Raw genomic sequence first — 19843 nt, forward strand, 5'->3', positions numbered from 1 at the left:
GGCCCCCGCGCCGGCTGCAGCGACGTGACGGTCGGCTCCGCGGCGGCCTCGGCAAGCGCCACGGCGGCCGGTTCCGCCCGCGCCGGCGCGGCCCCGCCGCTCACCGCCCGGCGTCGGCCGCCGCCGCCCGTCGTCGACCGTCAGGACGAGCCGTCGGGGGCGGACCCCCGCACGACGAGCCGGGTCGGCAGGATCAGCGGACTCGGGTCCCGCCCCTCCACGGCTCCGACCAGCATCCGGGCCATCTCCTGCCCCAGCGCTCGCACCGGCTGGTGGATCGTGGTCAGCGGCGGGCTGGAGTGCCGGGCGCTCTCCAGATCGTTGAACCCGATCACGGCGACGTCCTCCGGCACCCGCAGCCCGTGCTGCCGCAGGGTCCGCAGGGCACCGATGGCCATCGCGTCGGAGGCGGCGAACACCGCGTCCGGGTCGCGGTGCTCGCGGAGCAGCCGCTCCATCGCCTCCGCGCCGCCGTCCTCGGTGAAATGACCGGGCTCGACCCCTAGCAGCGGGACCCCGGACAGCGCCAGTCCCTCGGCGAAGCCCTGCTCGCGTGCGACGGCGGCCCGGGCGTCCGGCTGACCGGTGATCGCGACGGGCCGCCGGCGGCCGGTCCGCACGAAGTGCTCGGCGGCCAGCCGGCCGCCGCCGCGGTTGTCGGCGTCCACGTACCACCGCGGCGTGCCGACCAGCGGCAGGCCGCCGAACACCACCGGCAGGTCGGCCTGTGCGCCCAGCCGGGCCAGCGGGTCGTCGCCGCGCAGCGCCATCAGCATCACACCGTCGGCCCGCCGGGAGCGCAGCATCCGTTCGAACCGCTCCCGGCCGCGTGGGGTGTTGGCCAGCAGCAGGATCAGTTCGAGGTCCGTCGACTCCAGTGCGCCGCTGACGCCGACGACGACCTCGGCGAAGAACGGGTCGGCGAACAGGCCCGGCTCGTCGCTGGAGACCGCGAGCACCACCGCACCGACCCGCCGGGTCGCGAGCGCCTGGGCGGTCGGGTTCGGGACGAACCCCAGCTCCCGGACCGCCCGCTGGACCGCCTCGCGCTTGGCGCGGCTGACGTTCGGGGCGTTGTTGATCGCCCGGGACGCCGCCGAACGCGACACGCCCGCGCGTTCGGCAACCTCGTCGAGGGTCGGCATGCGCTTGGGGGACGACACCATGGAAGGGACTGCTCCTCGGGCTCGCGCGGGCGGCGGACAGCGCCATGATTCCACGCCCCCGGCCGCGCTCCCGGCCTGCCGGAGGCAGGCGATCCGGTAGCGCTTCCAAGCTCTGACGCCCGACGGCCGCCCAGGTCGATTTCTTGTTCAACCCATTGACATGTCCTCCGCCGGAGCCCAATCTTCCCCTCGGTGCGTTCCGTTTTCGCGGTCAGAACTGGAAGCGCTTCCACAGCTCCCCCGCTTCCACATCCACGCCCTTCCCCTTCTCCGCCCCCACCCCCGGAGGAAGAACCATGCGCAACCTCGTTCGCACGGCAGCCGCCCTGCTGGCCGGTGCCCTCAGCACCGGCCTCGCCCTCGTCAACGCCGGCCCGGCCCACGCCGCCGACCCGACCGGCATGACCAGCGGCTTCTACACCGACCCCGAGAACTCGGCACTCGGCTGGGCCAACGCCAACCCGGGCGACGGCCGGGCCGCCGCGATCCGGTCCTCCATCGGCAACACCCCGGCCGCCCGCTGGTTCGGCAACTGGAGCGGAGACATCGGCGCGGCCGCCGGCGCCTATGCCGGCCGTGCCGACTCCGTCGACAAGCTGCCGCTCCTGGTCGCCTACAACATTCCCGACCGGGACATCTGCGCCGGTCACTCCGGCGGCGGCGCGGGCAGCCGGGCCGCGTACGACAGCTGGATCGCGGCCTTCGCGAGCGGCATCGGCAGCCGACCGGCCCTCGTCGTCCTGGAACCCGACGCACTCGGCCACGAGAGCTGCATGACCTCCGCCCAGGTCGCCGAGCGCAACGCCATGCTGAGGAACGCCATCGCCCAGTTCAAGGCCAAGGCTCCCAACACCTGGGTCTACCTCGACGCCGGGAACCCCGGCTGGATCGGCGCCTCGGCCATGGCGCAGCAGCTGGCCGCCGCCGGTGTCAGTGGGGCCCACGGCTTCTCGCTGAACGTCTCCAACTACTTCACCACCGAGCAGAACACCTCCTACGGCAACGCCGTCAACTCCGCCCTGAGCTCCATCGGGTACACCAAGCCCTTCGTGGTCGACACCAGCCGCGACGGCAACGGCTCCAACGGCGAGTGGTGCAATCCGGCCGGCCGCCGGATCGGCACGCCCACCCGGCGCGGCGGCGGCGCCGAGATGCTGCTCTGGATCAAGATCCCCGGCGAGTCCGACGGCAACTGCGGCGTCGGCAAAGGCTCCTCGGCCGGGCAGTTCCTGCCGGAGGCCGGCTACAAGATGATCTACGGCTACTGAAGCTCCGGGGCGCTGCCGGGACCGCCCCGACGCGGTCCGGCAGCGCCTCCACGCGAGGCCCGCGACGAGGAGGCCCGTGCGCAGGTCCCCGCACCGGTCCGTCCCGCGGCCGGGGCGCGGCGACGTACGGGCACGGCCACGGGCATGCGGCCGCACGTCGGCGCGATCGACGCCGGCCGGCCTCGTCGGTGCCACCGTGCCACAGTGCCACGACCGGTAACGGCCCCTCCCGCCCCTCCGGCGGTCATTCGGGGCCGGCCCCGCTCCGGCCTCCGACCGGCCCGGCCGGCTACCGCGGCGGAGCGGTACTGCTGCGCTCGACCAGGGTGGTGGCCAGGTCCACCCGCAGGGCGGCGGGCCTGACGCCCCGCCCGAGGTCGATGACCAGGCGGGCCGCGACCTCGGCCATCTCGGTCAGCGGCTGGCGGACGGTGGTCAGCGGCGGACCGACCCAGCGGGCCAGCGGCAGGTCGTCGAAGCCGACCACGCTGAGGTCCTCGGGAACACGGAGCCCCAGCTCACGGGCGGCCTCGTAGACCCCGAGGGCCTGCAGGTCGTTCCCCGCGAACACCGCCGTCGGCCGGTCCGGTCCCCCCAGCAGTTCGAGCCCGATCCGGCGGCCCGACTCGTGGTGGAAGTCTCCCTCGCGGACCAGCTCAGGGTCGTAGGCGATCCCCGCCATGTCCAGTGCCGCCCGGTACCCGTCGGCCCGGGCCCGGCTGCACATCATCCGGGCCGGCCCGCCGATGAGGCCGATCCTGCGGTGTCCGAGGTCGAGCAGGTGCCGGGTGGCGGCCAGGCCGCCGTCCCAGTTGGTGGTACCGACGGCGGGCACCTGCTGCCCCGGGTCGCCCGCCGGGTCCAGCACCACGAACGGGATGCCGCGCCCTGCCAACTGCTCCTGCTGCGCGCGCTCCAGGCCGGACAGCACCAGCAGGACACCGGTCGGCCGCCGGGCGAGCACGCCGTCCACCCAGGACTGGCCCGGTGTCGGGCCCCCGGCGGACTCGGAGAGCACGATGCTCAGACCTTCGTCGCGCGCCACGTTCTCGACGCCGCGGATCACCTCCGTCGCCCAGGAGCTGTCCAACTCGTGGAAGACCAGGTCGAGCAGCGGGCTGATCCGGCTCTCACCGCCCCGCCGACGGTAGCCGTGCTGCCGGAGCAGCCTCTCCACCCGCTCACGGGTGGCCGGGGCGACGTCGGCCCGACCGTTCAGGACCTTCGAAACAGTCGGCGCCGAGACGCCCGCCTCCTGCGCGATCTCGGCGAGGGTCGCCACTCTTGTCACCAGGTCCTCCCGCACGCCCCGCCGGGCGAGCTCCGCTGCTGTGATCCGGCCGTACGGGACGGATGCTAACCGCTCGGCTGCGGGGGGCGAACCCCGCCGCAGCTGCCGGCGGGCGCGGACGGCCACCTGGATTTCCCGGACGGTGCGGACCGGCCGTCACGGTGACCGCCCGGCGGGTGGCGGACCGACCGTGCCACCGGCCGCTGCGGTGGCCGATGGCACGGTCGGTCCGGGGCCGGATGCGGGTCGGAAGGTGCTGTCGGTCCGGGTCAGGAAGCCTATCCGGTAAGGCAGTTCGATGCAGGGCGGCTGCCTGGGGGTGGCGGGGTCGACCCCCTGGCAGACGTACTGGAGCTTGCAGGGGTTCACGGTGAGGGCCTGGTCGATGGAGGCGCGGACCGGCTCTCCGTGGACACCGCCTCGGCACGGCGCTGCGTCGTGCCGAGGCGGATGTGAGGTCCGGTCCTGGGGGGGAAGCCTGGGTCGGGCGAACCGTTAGCGCTAACAATTCACGTGATCAACCGGCATGTCCAGGGAGGAGACGACGGGGGCCGATCGGCCGTCAAGTGGTCGTGCAGGATCAGGACCGCGCGACCGGTCGGCGCCGTACGGACCGTCAGGTCGGCCGTGCGACGGCGCGGCCCATCGGCGCCGCCGGGCCGAGGGCGGCGGAGGCCGTCGCAGGGGTCGGGTCAGGCGGTGGTGCAGGAGGCGGTGGGCCAGGTCCAGTTGCCGTTGGGCTGGATCGTCACCCCGAAGGTATTGCCGCTGCCGTTGGGCTCGGCCACCAGGACCTGCGAACTCGGGAAGGCGGCAGTGATGTTCCAGGTCGACAGGACCTTCGCCGGGGCCGGCACGTTCATCGTCACGGCCCAGTTGCTCGCGCCGCTTACCGCGACGTCGAGGTTGTAGCGGTCGCCCCACGACTGACCGGCCGACAGCGTCGCCGTACAGCTGCCGCCGCCGGTGCCGGTTCCGGCGGCATCGACGGTGATGTCGGAGCTGCCACTGCTCTGGTAACCCTCGGTCGCCAGGATCATGTAGTTCATGGTGCCGAGCCGCATGCCGGCCCGGGCCCAGGCGTCGAAGTGGTTCCCGGTGGTGATGGTGCCCCCGGTCCGCTTCGTCTGCCGCACGCTCCAGAACTGCTTGAAGGTCCTGATCCCCTCGATGGAGGGAGCGTTGTACCGGGTGGTCTCGTAGATGTCGTACGTGCCGCCGTCGCTGCTGACGGTGCCCTTGAACGCCCCGGTGGGCCGGTAGGTCCCCCAGTTGTCGACGATGTAGTACTCGACCAGGGGGTTGGTGGACCATCCGTAGAGCGTCAGGTAGGCGTTTCCCGAGGGATTGAAGCTGCCCGAGTAGTTCACCGCGCGCCGCCCCCCGGTGGCCCAGCCCTTGCCGGCCACGAAGTTGCCGGTGTTGCTCCACCGGGTGCTGTAGCGGCCCCCGGAGCTCAGGTTCATCGAGACCGATCCGGGGCTGTCGGTCCAGAACGAGTAGTAGTAGCCGTTGTCGGTGCCGGTCCGGTTGGACGTGACCACGGTGTCCGCCCTGGCGGTCGTCGGCAGCAGCAGGGCGGCCACGAGTGCCACCATGACGGTGCACGTGCTCCTGACGACGCGTCGGAAGCCGCCGGGCCGCGGGTCACTGGTCCGTGCGAGTGGGTTCATGCGCCAACTCCTCTTGGTGGCAGATCAGTTGGAACGAGCGAGCTGTCGTACAGTGTGCCCGCCGGTCATCCCCTGTCAATACATTCGACATGTTCACCGAAAGATTCGACACGCTGTTGACGGTCTCGTCCGCACCGATTCCCAGGTCAGCGGTGCTCCAGGCCAGGCGGCCGGCCGGGCCGGGCCTTCTCCGGCCGCAGTCGGTGAGATCTGCCGCAATGACGAAGAACCACGCCGGAAACTTTCGGCCCAACGGAACGGGCCCTACGGAACGGGCCCGGCGGCCCGGACCCCGCGGGGCGACGCCCCGAGCTCCCGTCGGCACGCCTTGTTGAACGCCTGGAGGTCGGGGATCCCGACCGAGGCCGCGACGGCGGGGATGGAGAGCGTGGTGGCCTGGAGGAAATGACGCGCCCGCTCCATCCGCCGGACCGGCACGGGAAGCCCGTCGGCCGAGGCGTACTCAGGCGCAGGCGGCTCCGTTCACGGTGAAGAGCGCAGGAGCCGGGTTGGTGCCGGAGTAGGTGGCCTGGAAGCCGAGGCTCGCACTGCCACCGGGGGCCAGGGTGCCGTTCCACCCGGCGTCCCGGGCCGTCACCGCGCCGCCGGACTGGCTCACGGTGGCGTTCCAGGCGCTGCCGACCCGCTGGTCACCCGGGAAGGTCCAACCGAGGTTCCAGCCCGAGATCGCCGTCGTGCCCGTGTTCTTGAGGGTCACCGTCGCCGTGAAGCCATTGCTCCAGGCGCTGTCGATCCGGTACACGACCGAGCAGGGCGCCCCGGACGGCACGTCGTCGTCCGCCTCCGTCGCCGTGAATGTCGCACCCTGCACCCCCGGGCCCCCGACCGTGAAGGTCGCGCTGCCCGCGAGCGCGTCGGCGTCCTGCGCGGCGGAGACCGGGACCTGCTGCGCCGTAGCCCAGTCGGCCGGGGTGAACACCAGCGTGGCCGCCGCCGAGAGGTCCTGGTCTCCGGCACTGCGGGCCACCGTGACGGTGACGTTCTGCGCCGGAGCGGCCGAGAGCCGCACGCCGACCGACGTCGAGCCGCCCTCGGGGACCGTCACCGCCGACGGGGCCACCTGGACCGCCGGCACCGCCGGGGTGCTGCGCCGCTCGGCCGCGAAGGCCGCCAGCCAGGCCAGTGACGCGTTCCAGTTGATCGCCACCTCGTTGGTGGAGTAGGAGCCGATGTCGTCCACATAGCAGGCCGCGGGGGCGCAGCCGGTGAGCTTCTCCTTGGCGACCGGGTCCTCGAGCCCCGCGTTCGGGCCGCCCGCGAAGGAGCCGGCCGGCGGGTGCGGGGCGGAGGCGTCGTTCTGGTGCGCCCAGAACCGGTGGTGCTGGTTCTCGGAGTGGCGCTCGCCGTAGCCGGTGACGTAGGAGAGATCGAGTGCGTTGCGACCGAGCAGGTAGTCGAGGGATTCCAACGCTCCGGCACGGTAGCGCTGTTGTCCGGTGAGCTCGTGGGCGACACCGAGCAGCATCGCGTTGTTGGCCACCGAGCTGTTGGAGCCCCAGACATAGGCGGTGGCGGCGAGCGGTACGGCGTAGCCCTGGGCGGCCATGGTGGCCAGGTGGCCGTCGGCGGCCGCGATCAGCCCGCCGCGCAGCCGGGAGACGTCCTCGGCGGGCAGGGCGACGCCGGGGACGGTGGCCAGGGTGATCCGGCCGAGGGTCGCGGTGCCGCCCCACCAGAATCCGTCCACCGGCCTGGTGTGGTGCGGCGACGACGTGACGGCCTCACGGTACTGGGACTCACCGGTGGTGGCGAGGAGTTCGGCCGCCGCCCAGTAGAACTCGTCGGAGACGTCGGCATCCTCGTACGCGCCGCCGCCGGTGTTGTCGGTGGCCGGGGCGAGCAGGCTCGGATTCGCCTTGGCGGCTGCCCAGGCGCGGCGGGCGACCTCCAGGCTCCGGGCGGCGAAGGCGGCGTCGTACGGCGCGTACACCCGGGCGGCCTGGGCGGCCACGGCCGCCAGGTTGAGCGTGGCGGCCGTGGAAGGCTTGTGCACCTCACGCTGTGCGTCGTCGAGTTCGGGCCTGGTCGGCAGGGCGGTCCACTTGTCGTCGTGCAGCTTGTGGAAGGCCGTGCCGGCCATCGGCCTGCCTGCGGGGACCTGCATCCGCAGCAGGAAGTCCAGCTCCCAGCGGGCCTCGTCCAGCACGTCCGGCACGCCGTTGCCGCGCTCGGGCACCTTCAAGGTGGAGTCGCCGAGGGCGGCGTCGCCGCCGGAACGGCGGGCCCGTTCGAAGGAGTTGACGAGTTCCCAGGTGGCGATGCCGCCGTTGACCACGTACTTGCCCTGGTCGCCCGCGTCGTACCAGCCGCCGCGTGCGTCCACCCGGTAGTCGCAGACCCCGGTCTGGCAGGGCACGCTGGTGTCGCCCTTGTTCGGCGCCACGCCCAGGTGTCCGGCGGGCCGGGCGTAGGCACTGCCGCCGGCCAGCGCCGCGTCGATCGCGATGCCGCTGCGCTGCTGGTAGAAGAAGGACATGCTGTCGGCGCGCAGCCCGTCGTACAGCGAGGCGGAGATGTCGAAGGGGTGGCTGGCCCGGCCGTCGACGACCAGGGTGTAGTCGGTGCCGCGTCCGGTGTAGGCGCTGAAGTCGACCAGGTGGGTGGACTGGCCCGAGGCCTGGTCGGCGCCGTGGACGGTGGTGCTGCCCGAGGCGGCCACGGCGCCCGAGGCGTCGCGCAGTTGCCAGGCGAGCGGCGCGGTGGCGGAGCTGACCACGGTGGCCCGCTTGGGGCCGTCGGGCAGGTAGCCGACCTGGTTGACCCGGACGGGCGTGTCGGCGACGGGGGTGGCGGCGGCCGCGACCGGGGTGGTGAGGGCGGTCGCGGTCGGACCGCCGGCGGCCAGGAGGACGACGGTGACGGCGGCGGCGACTCGGCGCGGCACGCCGCGGGCGGAAGGGGCAGAGGGCACGGGGAGCCTTCCTCGGCGGGTGGGGGGAAGAAGTGTGGGAGCGCTCCCACTCATGAAGCCAGCCTCCGGCCTTTCCCGTCAAGGCACGTGATGGAAGGTTGGTCCACGCCCCCTCGGGCACGTAGTACTCGACCGTGCCGTCCTCGGTGAAGACCGGGGCCACCAGCAGGTCGTCACCGAGGCCGAACTGGGCCCAGCGCTTGAACACCGCGGGGGTCGGAGTGCCCTCGAAACCGCCGATGTCGTGGCTCCGGAAGCCGAAGCCGGAGAGGCCGAGGGACAGGCCCCCGCGCAGCGACTCCGCCATGGCGTTGAAGTGCGGCCCGCAGTCGCCGCCCCAGTGCACCGGGTACTACTGGCCACCGGCGCCTCGGTGGCCGCCGGCGGGGCGGTCACTCTCGGCGCCCGGGACGCGCGGGTCTTCGTCGCGAACCGCGGGACGACGTGAGCCGGGGCGGCGGGCCCCGTCCGGCCCACCGCCCCCGCCCATCTCCCCCCACCCCCCACCCACCGCGCACCGCGCACCGCTCGACGGCACGTCCGCTACTCCGCCGAGAAGCGGTAGACCGTCGTCGAGCGGTACTCCTCCCCCGGGCGCAGGACGGTGGAGGGGTAGTCGGGGCGGTTCGGGGAGTCCGGGAAGTGCTGGGTCTCCAGCGCGATGCCCGCGTGCCGCCCGTAGCGGCGGCCGGAGCGGCCGGTCAGCGAGCCGTCGAAGTGGTTTCCCGTGTACACCTGGAGGCCCGGCTCCGTCGTCCGGCACTCGACCCGCCGGCCGCTGGCCGGGTGGCTCAGCTCGGCGACCCGCCGGAAGCCGACACCGTCCAGGACCCAGTTGTGGTCGAAGCCCCCGCCGGCCAGGCGTACCTGCGGGTCCTCGGCGGCGACGCGCTCACCGATCACCACCGCTTCGCGCAGGTCGAAGGGTGTGCCGGTGACGTCGGCGACCGGGCCGAGCGGGATCAGCCGCGCGTCGACCGGCAGATAGCCCTGCGCGTCGACCCGGAGCAGGTGGTCGAGCACCGTCCCGTGGCCCTCGCCGGCCAGGTTGAGGTACGCGTGGTTGGTGAGGTTGACGACCGTCGGGGCGTCCGTGGTCGCGAGGTAGTCGATCCGGAGTTCACCGTCCGGGTCGAGCAGGTACGTCGCCACCGCGGTGAGGGCCCCGGGAAAGCCCTGGTCGCCGTCGGCGCTGTCGAGGCGCAGGCACACTCCCGTCCGGCGGCCCTGCCGGACGGGCACGCCGGCCCAGAGCCGGGTGGCGAAGCCGTCCGCGCCGCCGTGCAGGGTGTGGCCGTTCGGCCGGGTCGTGAGCGGGTGCTCCGTGCCGTCGAGCGACAGCAGGCCGTCGGCGATCCGGTTGGCGTAACGGCCGACCGAGGCACCCAGGTAGGCGGCCTCGCCCAGCAGATCCTCGACGTCGTCGCAGCCGAGGACGACATTGGCCAGTCGCCCGTGCCGGTCGGGCACGTGCAGCGCCTGGAGGCGGGCGCCCAGGTCCAGCACCTCCGCCGTCGGGCCGTCGGGCGAGCCGATGGTCCAGCGGGTGACGGGCCGCCCGTCCGGCAGGGTGGCGACGACCTCCTGGGAGACGGTCGGTTCGCCTTGCGACACGAGTGCGTCTCTCGACACGGGATCACTCCGTTCCTTGCGGGTGGTGGGACCCGGCGACGCCCGCCGGGCGGGCGGGCGTCGCCGGGTCCGGGGCGGGGGTGCTACAGCCCCTGGGCCAGGCGGTGGTAGGCCTGGTTCCAGCGCAGTTCCTTGGTGAACCGGCGGATGTCGGTGCCGGCGTCGATCACCGCGAGTTCCACGGCCAGCATCTCGGCGAGGTCCTCCAGTTCCTCCGTGCCCAGCGCGCCGGTGAGCACGGTGTGGTGCGGCGCGCCGGCCGTCAGCCAGGCCTCGGTGGAGGTGGCCAGGTCCGGGCGCGGCTTCCAGACGGCGCGGGCGACGGGCAGGTTGGGCAGCGGCTCCGGCGGGGCGACCACGTCCACCGCGTTGGCGACCAGCCGGAACCGGTCGCCCATGTCCGCGAGGCCGACCACCACGGCCGCTCCCGGCTCGGCGTCGAAGACCAGGCGGACCGGGTCCTCCCGGCCGCCGATGGACAGCGGGTGGATCTCGCAGGACGGCGTGCCGGCGGCGATGCTCGGGCAGACCTCCAGCATGTGGGCGCCGAGGATCAACTCCTGTCCCGGCCGCAGGTGGTAGGTGTAGTCCTCCATGAAGGAGGTGCCGCCGGGCAGTCCGGTGGCGGCCGCCTTGAGCGTGCGCAGCAGCACGGAGGTCTTCCAGTCGCCCTCGCCGCCGAAGCCGTAGCCGTCGGCCATCAGCCGCTGCACGGCGAGGCCGGGGAGCTGGCGCAGCCCGCCGAGGTCCTCGAAGTTGGTGGTGAAGGCCCGGAACCCGCCCTGTTCCAGGAAGCCGCGCAGGCCCAGTTCGATCCGCGCCGCGTAGCGCAGCGACTCGTGCCGATCCCCGCCGGGACGCAGCTCGGGGGCGAGCCGGTAGAGCTCCCGGTACTCCTTGACCAGGGCGCCGACCTCGCCGTCGTCGGCCGCGTCGACGGCTGCGACCAGGTCGTTCACGCCGTAGGTGTTGACGGAGACGCCGAAGCGGAGCTGGGCCTCGACCTTGTCGCCCTCGGTGACGGCGACGTCGCGCATGTTGTCGCCGAAGCGGGCGAGCTTGAGCGTGCGGAGTTCGGCGCGCCCCGCGGCGGCGCGCGCCCAGGCACCGATCCGGTCGGCCACGCTCGGGTCGCCGACGTGTCCGGCGACGGTCTTGCGCGGGACGCCGAGGCGGGACTGGATGTAGCCGAACTCGCGGTCGCCGTGGGCGGCCTGGTTCAGGTTCATGAAGTCCATGTCGATGGTCCGCCACGGCAGTTCGATGTTGGCCTGGGTGTGCAGGTGGAGCAGCGGCTTGCGCAGCGCGTCCAGTCCGGCGATCCACATCTTGGCCGGGGAGAAGGTGTGCATCCAGGCGATCAGGCCGATGCACTCGTCGTCCGCGTTGGCGTCGAGGCAGATCCGGTGGATCGCGCCCGCGTCAGTGAGGACCGGCTTCCAGACGACCTCGACCGGCACGGCGGACGCGGCGCCGAGCCGCTCGGCGACGACGCGGGACTGCTCCGCGACCTGGCGCAGCGTGTCCTCGCCATAGAGTTCCTGACTGCCAGTCAGGAACCAGACCTCGCGGCCCTCCGCAGGCTTCTTCATGGGGTGGCTCCTCACCGGGCCTGGGGCTGGCCGTAGACGTTCTGGTAGCGGAAGTTGAGGCTGTCGATATCGGACTGCGGGATCGGCAGGGGCTCGCCGAGCTGGCGGGCGATGTGGACGGTGCGGGCCACGTCCTCGCACATCACGGCGGCCTTGACCGCCGCCCTGGCGTCCTTGCCGATGGTGAAGACGCCGTGGCTCTTCATCAGGACGGCGGGCGAGCGGTGGCCCTTGAGGGTGTCCACGATGCCCCGGCCGATGGAGTCGTCGCCGATCAGCGCGAACGGGCCGACGGGAATCTCGGCGCCGAACTCGTCGGCCATCGCGGTGAGCACGCAGGGGACGGCCTCACCGCGGGCGGCCCAGGCGCTGGCGTAGGTGGAGTGGGTGTGCACCACCCCGCCGACTTCCGGCATGTGCCGGTAGACGTGGGCGTGCGCGGCGGTGTCCGAGGAGGGCGAGTGGTCGCCCTCGACGACGTTGCCGTCCAGATCGCAGACGATCATGTTCCGCGGCGTCAGCTGCTCGTAGGAGACGCCGCTGGGCTTGATGACCATCAGGTCCTCGCCGGGGACTCGGGCGGAGACGTTGCCTGCGGTCCAGACCACGAGGTTGTAGCGGACCAGCTCCTGGTGGAGGTCGCTGACCTGGCGGCGGACGGCGTCGACGGTCGCGTTCATTTGGCCTCGCTCGGGGTGGTGAGGGCGGTGTTCCGGATGTCGCGCAGGCGGTGCAGGAGCTTGTCGGCGCCGAGGCCGAAGTGGTCGTGCAGGGCGCGGTACTCGGCGAAGAGCCGGTCGTACGCGTCGGCCGCGGCCGGGTCCGGCTGGTACGCGCCCCGGCGCACCCTGCCCATGGCGGCGGCCGCGGTCCGTACGTCCGGGTAGGACCCGGCGGCGACGGCGGCGTGGATCGCCGAGCCGAGCGCCGGGCCCTGCTCGGACTCGGCGAGCGAGACCGGGCGGCGCAGCACGTCGGCGTAGATCCGCATCAGCAGGCCGTTCTTCTTGAGGCCGCCGGTGACGACGAACTCGGTGACGGGGACACCGCCCTGTTCCAGGGCCTCGACGATGACGCGGGTCCCGAAGGCGGTGGCCTCCAGCAGGGCGCGGTAGATCTCCTCCGGACGGGTGGCCAGGGTGAGGCCGACGATCGCCCCCGAGAGGTGGTGGTCGACCAGGGTGGAGCGGTTGCCGTTCATCCAGTCGAGCGCCACCAGGCCGTGCGCGCCGACCGGCTGGTCGGCGATCTTCCGGGTGAGCACCTGGTGCAGGTCCTCTCCGTTCGCCTCGCCCTCGGCCAGGTAGTCGGCGGGGACGCCCTGACGCAGCCACCAGGCGAAGATGTCGCCGACGGCGCTCTGGCCGGCCTCGTAGCCGTAGGAGCCGGTGACGATGCCGTCCTCGACCACACCGCAGATGCCGGGGACGTCGGCGAGCGTGGCACCGTTGACGACGTGACAGGTGGAGGTGCCCATGATGGCGAGGAGTTGGCCGTTCTCCACCGCCTGCGCGGCGGGTGCGGCGACGTGTGCGTCGACGTTGCCTGCGGCGACCGCGATGCCCTCGGGCAGACCGGTCCACCGCGCCGCTCGCGCGGTGAGCGGGCCGACCCGGGAGCCGAGCGGGGCGAGCGGGTGCGCCAGGCGGGTGCGGGCGAAGTCGGCGAAGTCCGGGTGGAGCCCGGCCAGGTAGTCCTCGCTCGGGTAGCTGCCGTCCTGGTGGATGCCCTTGTAGCCGGCGGTGCAGGTGTTGCGGCTCTCGGCGCCGGTCAGCTGCCAGACGATCCAGTCGGCGGCCTCGATCCAGCGCTCGCACGCCGCGTACACGGCCGGGTCCTCCTCCAGGACCTGCAGGGCCTTGGCGTACTGCCACTCGGCGGAGATCCTCCCGCCGTATCGGGAGATCCACTTCTCGCCCCGGGCGTGGGCCAGGGCGTTGATCCGGTCGGCCTGGCCCTGCGCCGCGTGGTGCTTCCAGAGCTTGGGCCAGGCGTGCGGGCGGGCCGCCCAGGCGGCCGTCTCGGCCAGCGGGGTGCCGTCGGCGAGCGTCGGCAGGACGGTGCAGGCGGTGAAGTCGGTGGCGATCCCGACGACGTGAGCGGGGTCGACGCCGGATGCGGCGAGCGCGGCCGGGACGGCGGTGCGCAGGACTTCGCGCCAGTCCTCGGGGTGCTGCAGCGCCCAGTCGGGCGGCAGCGGCCGTCCGGTGCCGGGCAGTTCGCGCTCGATGACGGCGTGCGGGTAGGGGTGGACGGCGGTGCCGACCTCCTCGCCGTCCCGCACGCGGACCACCACGGCGCGGCCGGAGAGGGTGCCGAAGTCGATCCCGACGACGTATCTCTCCGGGTCGGGGGCAGCGGGAATCACGGTCACGTCGTCATCCTTCTCACGGGGGCGCGGCATTGGGGCGACAAACCTGTGGTGTCGCCTGTCGCCGGTGGTTCCGCGGCCGGGGCAGGGGGGCAGCACACCGGCGACAGGCTCCGTTCCGCGGTCTCCCCCTCAGGAGGGCGGAACGAGGGGCCACCGGCCGGGCGCCCCCGCGCGGGAACGGGCGGCGCCTGACCGGCGGAGTGAATGGGCGTTTCGTTCGTGTTAACGCTCACGGAAATTGTGAGCGTTAACATTCGAGGTGTCAAGGGACGTTGCCCGGTCGAGCGTCGGCCCGCCCCGAGCGGTCAGCGCACGGCGGGCCGTCGGCGGTTCACCGGCGGACGACCGGGGCCACGCTGCGGCGCAGCACCAGCTCGGGCTGGATCCGCACATGCCTCGGGGAAGGTCGCGCATCACCCTCCAGCTCCCCCAGCAGCAGCTCCAGCGCCCGCTTGCCGAGTTCGCCGAAGTCCTGCCGGACGGTGGTCAGCGGCGGGATGAAGTAGGCGGCCTCCGGGATGTCGTCGAACCCGACCACGCTGATCTCCTCCGGCACCGACCGTCCGCCCTCGTTCAGGGCGCGCAGCAGGCCGAGGGCCATGTGGTCGTTGGCGCAGAAGACGGCGGTGACGTCCGGCAGTTCGGCGATCCGCAGCCCGGCGTGGTAACCCGAGCGGGCGCTCCAGTCGCCCCGCTCCACCTCCGGCACCGGGGCTCCGGCGGCTTCCAGCGTGCGGCGCCAGCCCTCCTCGCGATCCTTGCTCTCCAGCCAGTTGGCCGGGCCGGCCACGTGGTGCACGGTGCGGTGGCCCAGGTCGAGCAGGTGCCGAGTGGCGTCTCCGGCCCCGAAGCGGTTGCCCACCGACACCATGGGCACCTGGGTCTGGTTGCCCGATCCGACCGCGACGACCGGCACCGAGCTGGAGAGCCGGGCCACGGCGCTGACGGCGGAGGTCTGCGGGGCGATCACCACGACGCCCTCCACGCCCTGGTCGCGCAGCCGGTCGACGGCCTCCTGGACCGAGCGGCCGTCCAGGGACCGCAGGCTGGTCACGCTCACGAAGTACCCGGCGCTGCGGGCGGCCTGCTCGATCCCGTCCAGCATCGAGGCGGGCCCGTACAGCGTCGAGTCGAAGCTGACCACGCCGAGGGTCTGCGAGCGTCGGGTGACCAGGGCCCGGGCGGCGGAGTTGGGCCGGTAGTCCAGTTCGCGGATGGCGGCCAGTACCCGGTCCCGGGTGTCCGGCCGCACGTGCGGGGCTCCGTTGAGCACCCGGGACACCGTCTGGTGGGACACGCCCGCCAGCTTCGCCACGTCCGCCATCACGGGCTGGCGCTGTTCCGTCCCGGCACTCTCGATCCCCACGGGCTGTCCCCTCCTCGGCTGCCGACCACAGTACGCGACCAGGTCCGGACCGCTCCCCCGCCCTCGGCCGAACGATGCGGCGCGCTTCAGGCGCGCCGTTCACGCCCCTCTCCGCGCCCGCCGTTCGGACCGCCGAAATCCGGCCGCCGCGGCACGTGAGCGCACCCGGGTCCGCCCCGACCGGCCCGGGAAAGAGGCCCGACCGAGCACCCCGCACGGGGCCGGCGTCCGGCCCCCGACCCAGGGATGTCGAAGACGAAATGACTTTCGGAGACGGAAACGCGCGCCGCCCGGCCGCCTCCGCCCGGGGACGACCACCGGATCCCGGGGATCCAACAATGCCCCGAACCCCTTGACTCCGCACATGTGAGCGTTAACACTCATGTATCGCCAGGCCGGGGCGGCTGTCACCCCCACGCCCCACAGCCCGAGGGAACGCTCCCGGCCGGCCTCGCCCGACCGCTCCCAGTCGCCCAGTCAGGGGATGCGCTGTGCCGGTCGCGGAACATCACTGGAGGAACTGTGCGGAAGATCTCGGCGGGGCTCGTCGCCGCGGGACTGGTGCTCTCGCTGGCGGCCTGCGGCCAGAGTGCCAACGGCGTCGGCGACGGCGGCGGCGCGGCCAAGGGGGACGCCAAGGGCGGTCTGGTCGGCATCGCCATGCCGACCAAGTCGTCGGAGCGCTGGATCAACGACGGCGCCAACATGGTCAAGGAGTTCCAGGCCAAGGGGTACCGGACCGACCTGCAGTACGGCGACAACGTGGTGGAGAACCAGGTCTCCCAGGTCGAGAACATGATCACCAAGGGTGCCAGGCTGCTGGTGGTCGCCGCCATCGACGGCTCCTCCCTCACCAATGTGCTGCAGAAGGCCAATGACGCCCACATCCCGGTGATCTCCTACGACCGGCTGATCCGGGGCACGGCGAACGTCGACTACTACGCGACCTTCGACAACTACAAGGTCGGGGTCCTCCAGGGCGGCTACATCGCCGACAAGCTCGGCCTCAAGGACGGCAAGGGCCCGTTCAACATCGAGCTCTTCGCCGGCTCGCCGGACGACAACAACGCCAACTTCTTCTTCAACGGCGCGATGAGTGTCCTCAAGCCCTACATCGATCAGAAGAAGCTCGTCGTACAGAGCGGCCAGACCGACTTCAACCAGGTCGCCACGCTGCGCTGGGACGGCGGGCTCGCCCAGTCCCGAATGGACAACCTGCTCAGCAAGTCGTACACCAACGCCCGCGTCGACGCGGTGCTCTCGCCGTACGACGGCATCTCGATCGGCATCCTCTCCTCCCTGAAGGGCCTCGGCTACGGCACCGTCAAGTCGCTGCCGATCGTCACCGGCCAGGACGGCGAGCTGGCCTCGGTCAAGTCGATCATCGCCGGCGAGCAGACCCAGACGGTCTACAAGGACACCCGTCAGCTGGCCAAGGCCGCAGTCCGGATGGGCGACGCCCTGCTGACCGGCGGCAAGCCCGAGGTCAACGACACCGGCCAGTACGACAACGGCGTCAAGACCGTCCCGGCACAGCTGCTGCAGCCGGTCAGCGTCGACAAGGACAACTACCGGCAGGTCCTGGTCGACAGCGGCCAGTACACCGCGGACCAGCTCAAGTAGCCCGTGGGGCCCGGTCCGCCGGACCCCTCCCGAACCGGCGGTGGGGCGCCCCCGAGACCGGCCCCGCACCGCCCCTGACGATACGGACGCACAACCATGGCTGGACCCGTTCTCGAAATGCGGTCGATCAGCAAGTCGTTCCCCGGCGTCAAGGCGCTCTCCGAGGTCAACCTGAGCGTCTCCGCCGGCGAGGTCCACGCCCTCTGCGGCGAGAACGGCGCCGGCAAGTCCACCCTGATGAAGGTGCTCAGCGGCGTGTACCCGCACGGCAGCTACGAGGGCGAGATCCTCTTCGAGGGCGAGCCCTGCCGGTTCAAGGACATCCGGGCCAGCGAGCAGCGCGGCATCGTCATCATCCACCAGGAACTGGCGCTGGTGCCGTACCTGTCCATCGCCGAGAACGTCTTCCTCGGCAACGAGCACGCCTCCCGGGGCATCATCAGCTGGCACCGGACGCTCACCCACGCCGCGGAGCTGCTCCGCCGCATCGGCCTCGACGAGAGCCCGCAGACCAGGGTCGCCGACCTCGGCGTGGGCAAGCAGCAGTTGGTCGAGATCGCCAAGGCGCTGGCCAAGAAGGTGAAGCTGCTCATCCTGGACGAGCCGACGGCCGCGCTGAACGACGAGGACAGCCGCAAGCTGCTCGACCTGATCCTGGAACTCAAGGCGCAGGGCATCGCCTGCGTCGTCATCTCGCACAAGCTGAACGAGATCGCCCGGGTCGCGGACACCGTGACCGTCCTGCGCGACGGCCGGGCCGTCGAGACCATCGCGATCGGCCCCGAGGGCATCTCCGAGGAGCGGATCATCCGCGGCATGGTCGGCCGCGACCTGGAGCACCGCTACCCCGAGCGCACCCGGAACATCGGCGAGGTCGCCTTCGAGGTCGAGGACTGGAGCGTCCGGCACCCCATCGACCAGCAGCGGATGGTGGTCGACGGCGCCTCGCTGAACGTGCGGCGCGGCGAGATCGTCGGCATCGCCGGTCTGATGGGCGCCGGGCGCACCGAGCTGGCGATGAGCGTCTTCGGCCGCTCGTACGGCCGGTGGGCGGCCGGCACGGTGCGGCTGCACGGCCGGGAGATCCGCACCCGCACCGTGCCGGAGGCGATCGGGCACGGCATCGCGTACGTCACCGAGGACCGCAAGCAGCTCGGCCTCAACCTGATCGACGACATCAGCCGGAACATCTCTTTGAGCGCGCTCGGCAAGGTCGCCCGGTTCGGCCGGGTGGACCGGCACGAGGAGGCCAGGGTCGCCGAGTCCTTCCGGCGCACCATGAACATCAAGGCGCCCACGGTCTTCACCCGGACCGGCACGCTCAGCGGCGGCAACCAGCAGAAGGTCGTCCTCAGCAAATGGATCTTCGCCGGGCCGGAGGTGCTGATCCTCGACGAGCCGACCCGCGGCATCGACATCGGCGCGAAGGCGGAGATCTACACCGTCATCGCCGAACTGGCCGCCCAGGGCAAGGCCGTGCTCGTCATCTCGTCCGAACTCCCCGAACTCCTGGGCCTGTGCGACCGGATCTATCTACACCATGGCCGAGGGCCGGATCACCGGTGAGGTGGACCGGGCCGACGCCACCCAGGAATCCCTTATGCGGCTCATGACCATGAGCGCCGCATCCAGCAACGAGCAGGTGTGAGGCATGGCCCAGACCGAGATCATCCCGGATTCGTCCCCGAAGGCACCGCAGGCCGGACCGAGCCCCTCACTCGGCGGCGCACTGGCCCGGGCGCTGCGCGGCAACGTACGCCAGTACGGCATGCTGGTCGCCCTCGCGCTGATCGTGCTGCTGTTCCAGATCTGGACCGACGGCATCCTGCTCCAGCCGCTCAACATCACCAACCTGATCCAGCAGAACGGCTACATCCTCATCCTGGCGATCGGCATGATGATCGTCATCGTCGCCGGGCACATCGACCTCTCGGTCGGCTCGCTGGCCGCCTTCGTCGGAGCGGCCGCCGCGGTGATGATGGTCAAGCACCACGTCCCGTGGCCCGCGGCGATGCTGGGCGCGCTGGCCATCGGGGCACTCGCGGGCGCCTGGCAGGGCTTCTGGATCGCCTACCTGGGGATCCCGTCGTTCATCGTCACCCTGGCGGGGATGCTGCTGTTCCGCGGCGGCACCCAGATCCTGTTGCAGGGGCAGTCCGTGGCGCCGTTCCCCAAGGGCTTCCAGAACATCAGCAGCGGCTTCCTGCCCGAGGTGGGCCCGCACACCGACTACCACAACCTCACTCTGCTGCTGGGCCTCGCCGTCCTGGGCGTCGCGATCCTCCAGGAGGTGCGCGGCCGGCGCCGGACCGCCTCGTACGGTCTGGAGTTGCTCCCGCTCGGGCTGTTCCTGGCGAAGCTCGCCGTGGTGACCGCCGCGGTGCTGGTCTTCACCCTGCTGCTGGCCAGCTACCACGGCGTGCCGATCGTGCTGCTGATCCTCGGCGCGCTGCTGGTCGGCTTCGGCTACCTGATGCGCAACTCGATCATCGGGCGGCACACCTACGCGATCGGCGGCAACGAGGCGGCGGCCAAGCTGTCCGGAGTGAAGAGCAAGCGGGTCGTCTTCCTCGCCTTCACCACCATGGGCGTCCTCGCCGCGCTCGCCGGCCTGGTCTTCGCGGCGCGCCTCAACGCCGGCACCCCGCAGGCGGGCATCAACTTCGAGCTGGAGGCCATCGCCGCCGCGTTCATCGGCGGCGCCTCCGCCAGCGGCGGCGTGGGCACCGTGCTCGGTGCGATCATCGGCGGCCTGGTGCTGGGCGTGCTCAACAACGGCATGTCACTGGTCGGGATCGGCACCGACTACCAGCAGGTGATCAAGGGCCTGGTACTGCTCGCGGCCGTCGGCTTCGACGTCTACAACAAGCGCCGGGCAGGCTCCTGACCACCCGCTCGACAGGACGGGCCGCCGTGCTTCGCACCG

Annotated in this window: 12 protein-coding genes and 3 pseudogenes; 4 read left to right on the top strand and 11 right to left on the bottom strand. The window is 72.1% G+C overall.

Features of this window, described 5'->3' with window-relative positions; genetic code table 11:
* Positions 1 to 140: 140 nt before the first annotated feature.
* The gene (locus BI06_RS39660; RefSeq protein WP_030394429.1) at positions 141 to 1166 is read right to left on the bottom strand and encodes a LacI family DNA-binding transcriptional regulator; all 1026 of its coding nucleotides are present in this window, start codon (positions 1164 to 1166) and stop codon (positions 141 to 143) included.
* 296 nt (positions 1167 to 1462) lie between these two features.
* On the opposite strand from BI06_RS39660, the gene BI06_RS39665 reads away from it, so the two are divergent.
* A complete protein-coding gene (locus tag BI06_RS39665; RefSeq protein WP_043476667.1) occupies positions 1463 to 2434 on the top strand; it encodes a glycoside hydrolase family 6 protein in 972 nt (323 codons plus the stop codon).
* Positions 2435 to 2723: 289 nt separating this feature from the next.
* Here BI06_RS39665 and BI06_RS39670 read toward each other — a convergent pair whose 3' ends face one another.
* From BI06_RS39670 to BI06_RS39705, 10 genes and pseudogenes are all read right to left on the bottom strand, one after another.
* Positions 2724 to 3725: a LacI family DNA-binding transcriptional regulator gene (locus BI06_RS39670; protein ID WP_233290486.1), complete on the bottom strand. Its 1002-nt coding sequence runs from the start codon at positions 3723 to 3725 to the stop codon at positions 2724 to 2726.
* A 692-nt stretch (positions 3726 to 4417) separates the two neighbouring features.
* Positions 4418 to 5398 (bottom strand): glycoside hydrolase family 11 protein, encoded by a 981-nt coding sequence (locus tag BI06_RS39675; RefSeq protein WP_043476670.1) that lies wholly within the window; start codon positions 5396 to 5398, stop codon positions 4418 to 4420.
* A gap of 264 nt (positions 5399 to 5662) precedes the next feature.
* Positions 5663 to 5827, bottom strand: a pseudogene (locus BI06_RS47360) (helix-turn-helix domain-containing protein); the annotation flags it as partial.
* A 34-nt stretch (positions 5828 to 5861) separates the two neighbouring features.
* Positions 5862 to 8330: a glycoside hydrolase family 9 protein gene (locus BI06_RS39680; protein ID WP_043476672.1), complete on the bottom strand. Its 2469-nt coding sequence runs from the start codon at positions 8328 to 8330 to the stop codon at positions 5862 to 5864.
* 67 nt (positions 8331 to 8397) lie between these two features.
* Positions 8398 to 8682 (bottom strand): annotated as a pseudogene (locus tag BI06_RS47365) (TIM-barrel domain-containing protein); the annotation flags it as partial.
* A 191-nt stretch (positions 8683 to 8873) separates the two neighbouring features.
* Positions 8874 to 9962, bottom strand: coding sequence for an aldose epimerase family protein (locus BI06_RS39685; RefSeq protein WP_233290487.1), 1089 nt, complete (start codon positions 9960 to 9962; stop codon positions 8874 to 8876).
* A gap of 83 nt (positions 9963 to 10045) precedes the next feature.
* The gene (araA, locus tag BI06_RS39690) at positions 10046 to 11554 is read right to left on the bottom strand and encodes an L-arabinose isomerase (RefSeq protein WP_043476677.1); all 1509 of its coding nucleotides are present in this window, start codon (positions 11552 to 11554) and stop codon (positions 10046 to 10048) included.
* Positions 11555 to 11565: 11 nt separating this feature from the next.
* A complete protein-coding gene (locus BI06_RS39695) occupies positions 11566 to 12234 on the bottom strand; it encodes an L-ribulose-5-phosphate 4-epimerase (RefSeq protein WP_043476679.1) in 669 nt (222 codons plus the stop codon).
* A complete protein-coding gene (locus BI06_RS39700; protein ID WP_051742837.1) occupies positions 12231 to 13928 on the bottom strand; it encodes a ribulokinase in 1698 nt (565 codons plus the stop codon). Before BI06_RS39700 ends, BI06_RS39695 begins: the two co-directional genes overlap by 4 nt.
* A gap of 331 nt (positions 13929 to 14259) precedes the next feature.
* Positions 14260 to 15252 (bottom strand): LacI family DNA-binding transcriptional regulator, encoded by a 993-nt coding sequence (locus BI06_RS39705; protein ID WP_051742852.1) that lies wholly within the window; start codon positions 15250 to 15252, stop codon positions 14260 to 14262.
* A 564-nt stretch (positions 15253 to 15816) separates the two neighbouring features.
* Between BI06_RS39705 and chvE the strand changes: the two genes are divergently transcribed.
* The 3 genes and pseudogenes from chvE to mmsB all read left to right on the top strand — a co-directional run bounded on the left by chvE (position 15817) and on the right by mmsB (position 19804).
* On the top strand, positions 15817 to 16917 hold the full coding sequence (gene chvE / locus BI06_RS39710) for a multiple monosaccharide ABC transporter substrate-binding protein (RefSeq protein ID WP_043476684.1): 1101 nt from the start codon (positions 15817 to 15819) through the stop codon (positions 16915 to 16917).
* A 96-nt stretch (positions 16918 to 17013) separates the two neighbouring features.
* A pseudogene (gene mmsA / locus BI06_RS39715) lies at positions 17014 to 18565 on the top strand (multiple monosaccharide ABC transporter ATP-binding protein).
* Between the two features lie 3 nt (positions 18566 to 18568).
* On the top strand, positions 18569 to 19804 hold the full coding sequence (mmsB, locus tag BI06_RS39720) for a multiple monosaccharide ABC transporter permease (protein WP_043476686.1): 1236 nt from the start codon (positions 18569 to 18571) through the stop codon (positions 19802 to 19804).
* The last annotated feature ends 39 nt before the right edge of the window (positions 19805 to 19843 follow it).

The sequence above is a fragment of the Kitasatospora sp. MBT66 genome (assembly GCF_000710405.2).
In the GTDB taxonomy this organism is placed as follows: Bacteria; Actinomycetota; Actinomycetes; order Streptomycetales; family Streptomycetaceae; genus Kitasatospora; species Kitasatospora purpeofusca.

What these genes read in the sequence shown, in the direction of transcription:
- BI06_RS39660 (WP_030394429.1), bottom strand. Translation starts at nt 1,166, where the DNA reads ATGGTGTCGTCCCCCAAGCGCATGCCGACCCTCGACGAGGTTGCCGAA.
- BI06_RS39665 (WP_043476667.1), top strand. Translation starts at nt 1,463, where the DNA reads ATGCGCAACCTCGTTCGCACGGCAGCCGCCCTGCTGGCCGGTGCCCTC.
- BI06_RS39675 (WP_043476670.1), bottom strand. Translation starts at nt 5,398, where the DNA reads ATGAACCCACTCGCACGGACCAGTGACCCGCGGCCCGGCGGCTTCCGA.
- araA (WP_043476677.1), bottom strand. Translation starts at nt 11,554, where the DNA reads ATGAAGAAGCCTGCGGAGGGCCGCGAGGTCTGGTTCCTGACTGGCAGT.
- BI06_RS39695 (WP_043476679.1), bottom strand. Translation starts at nt 12,234, where the DNA reads ATGAACGCGACCGTCGACGCCGTCCGCCGCCAGGTCAGCGACCTCCAC.
- BI06_RS39705 (WP_051742852.1), bottom strand. Translation starts at nt 15,252, where the DNA reads ATGGCGGACGTGGCGAAGCTGGCGGGCGTGTCCCACCAGACGGTGTCC.
- mmsB (WP_043476686.1), top strand. Translation starts at nt 18,569, where the DNA reads ATGGCCCAGACCGAGATCATCCCGGATTCGTCCCCGAAGGCACCGCAG.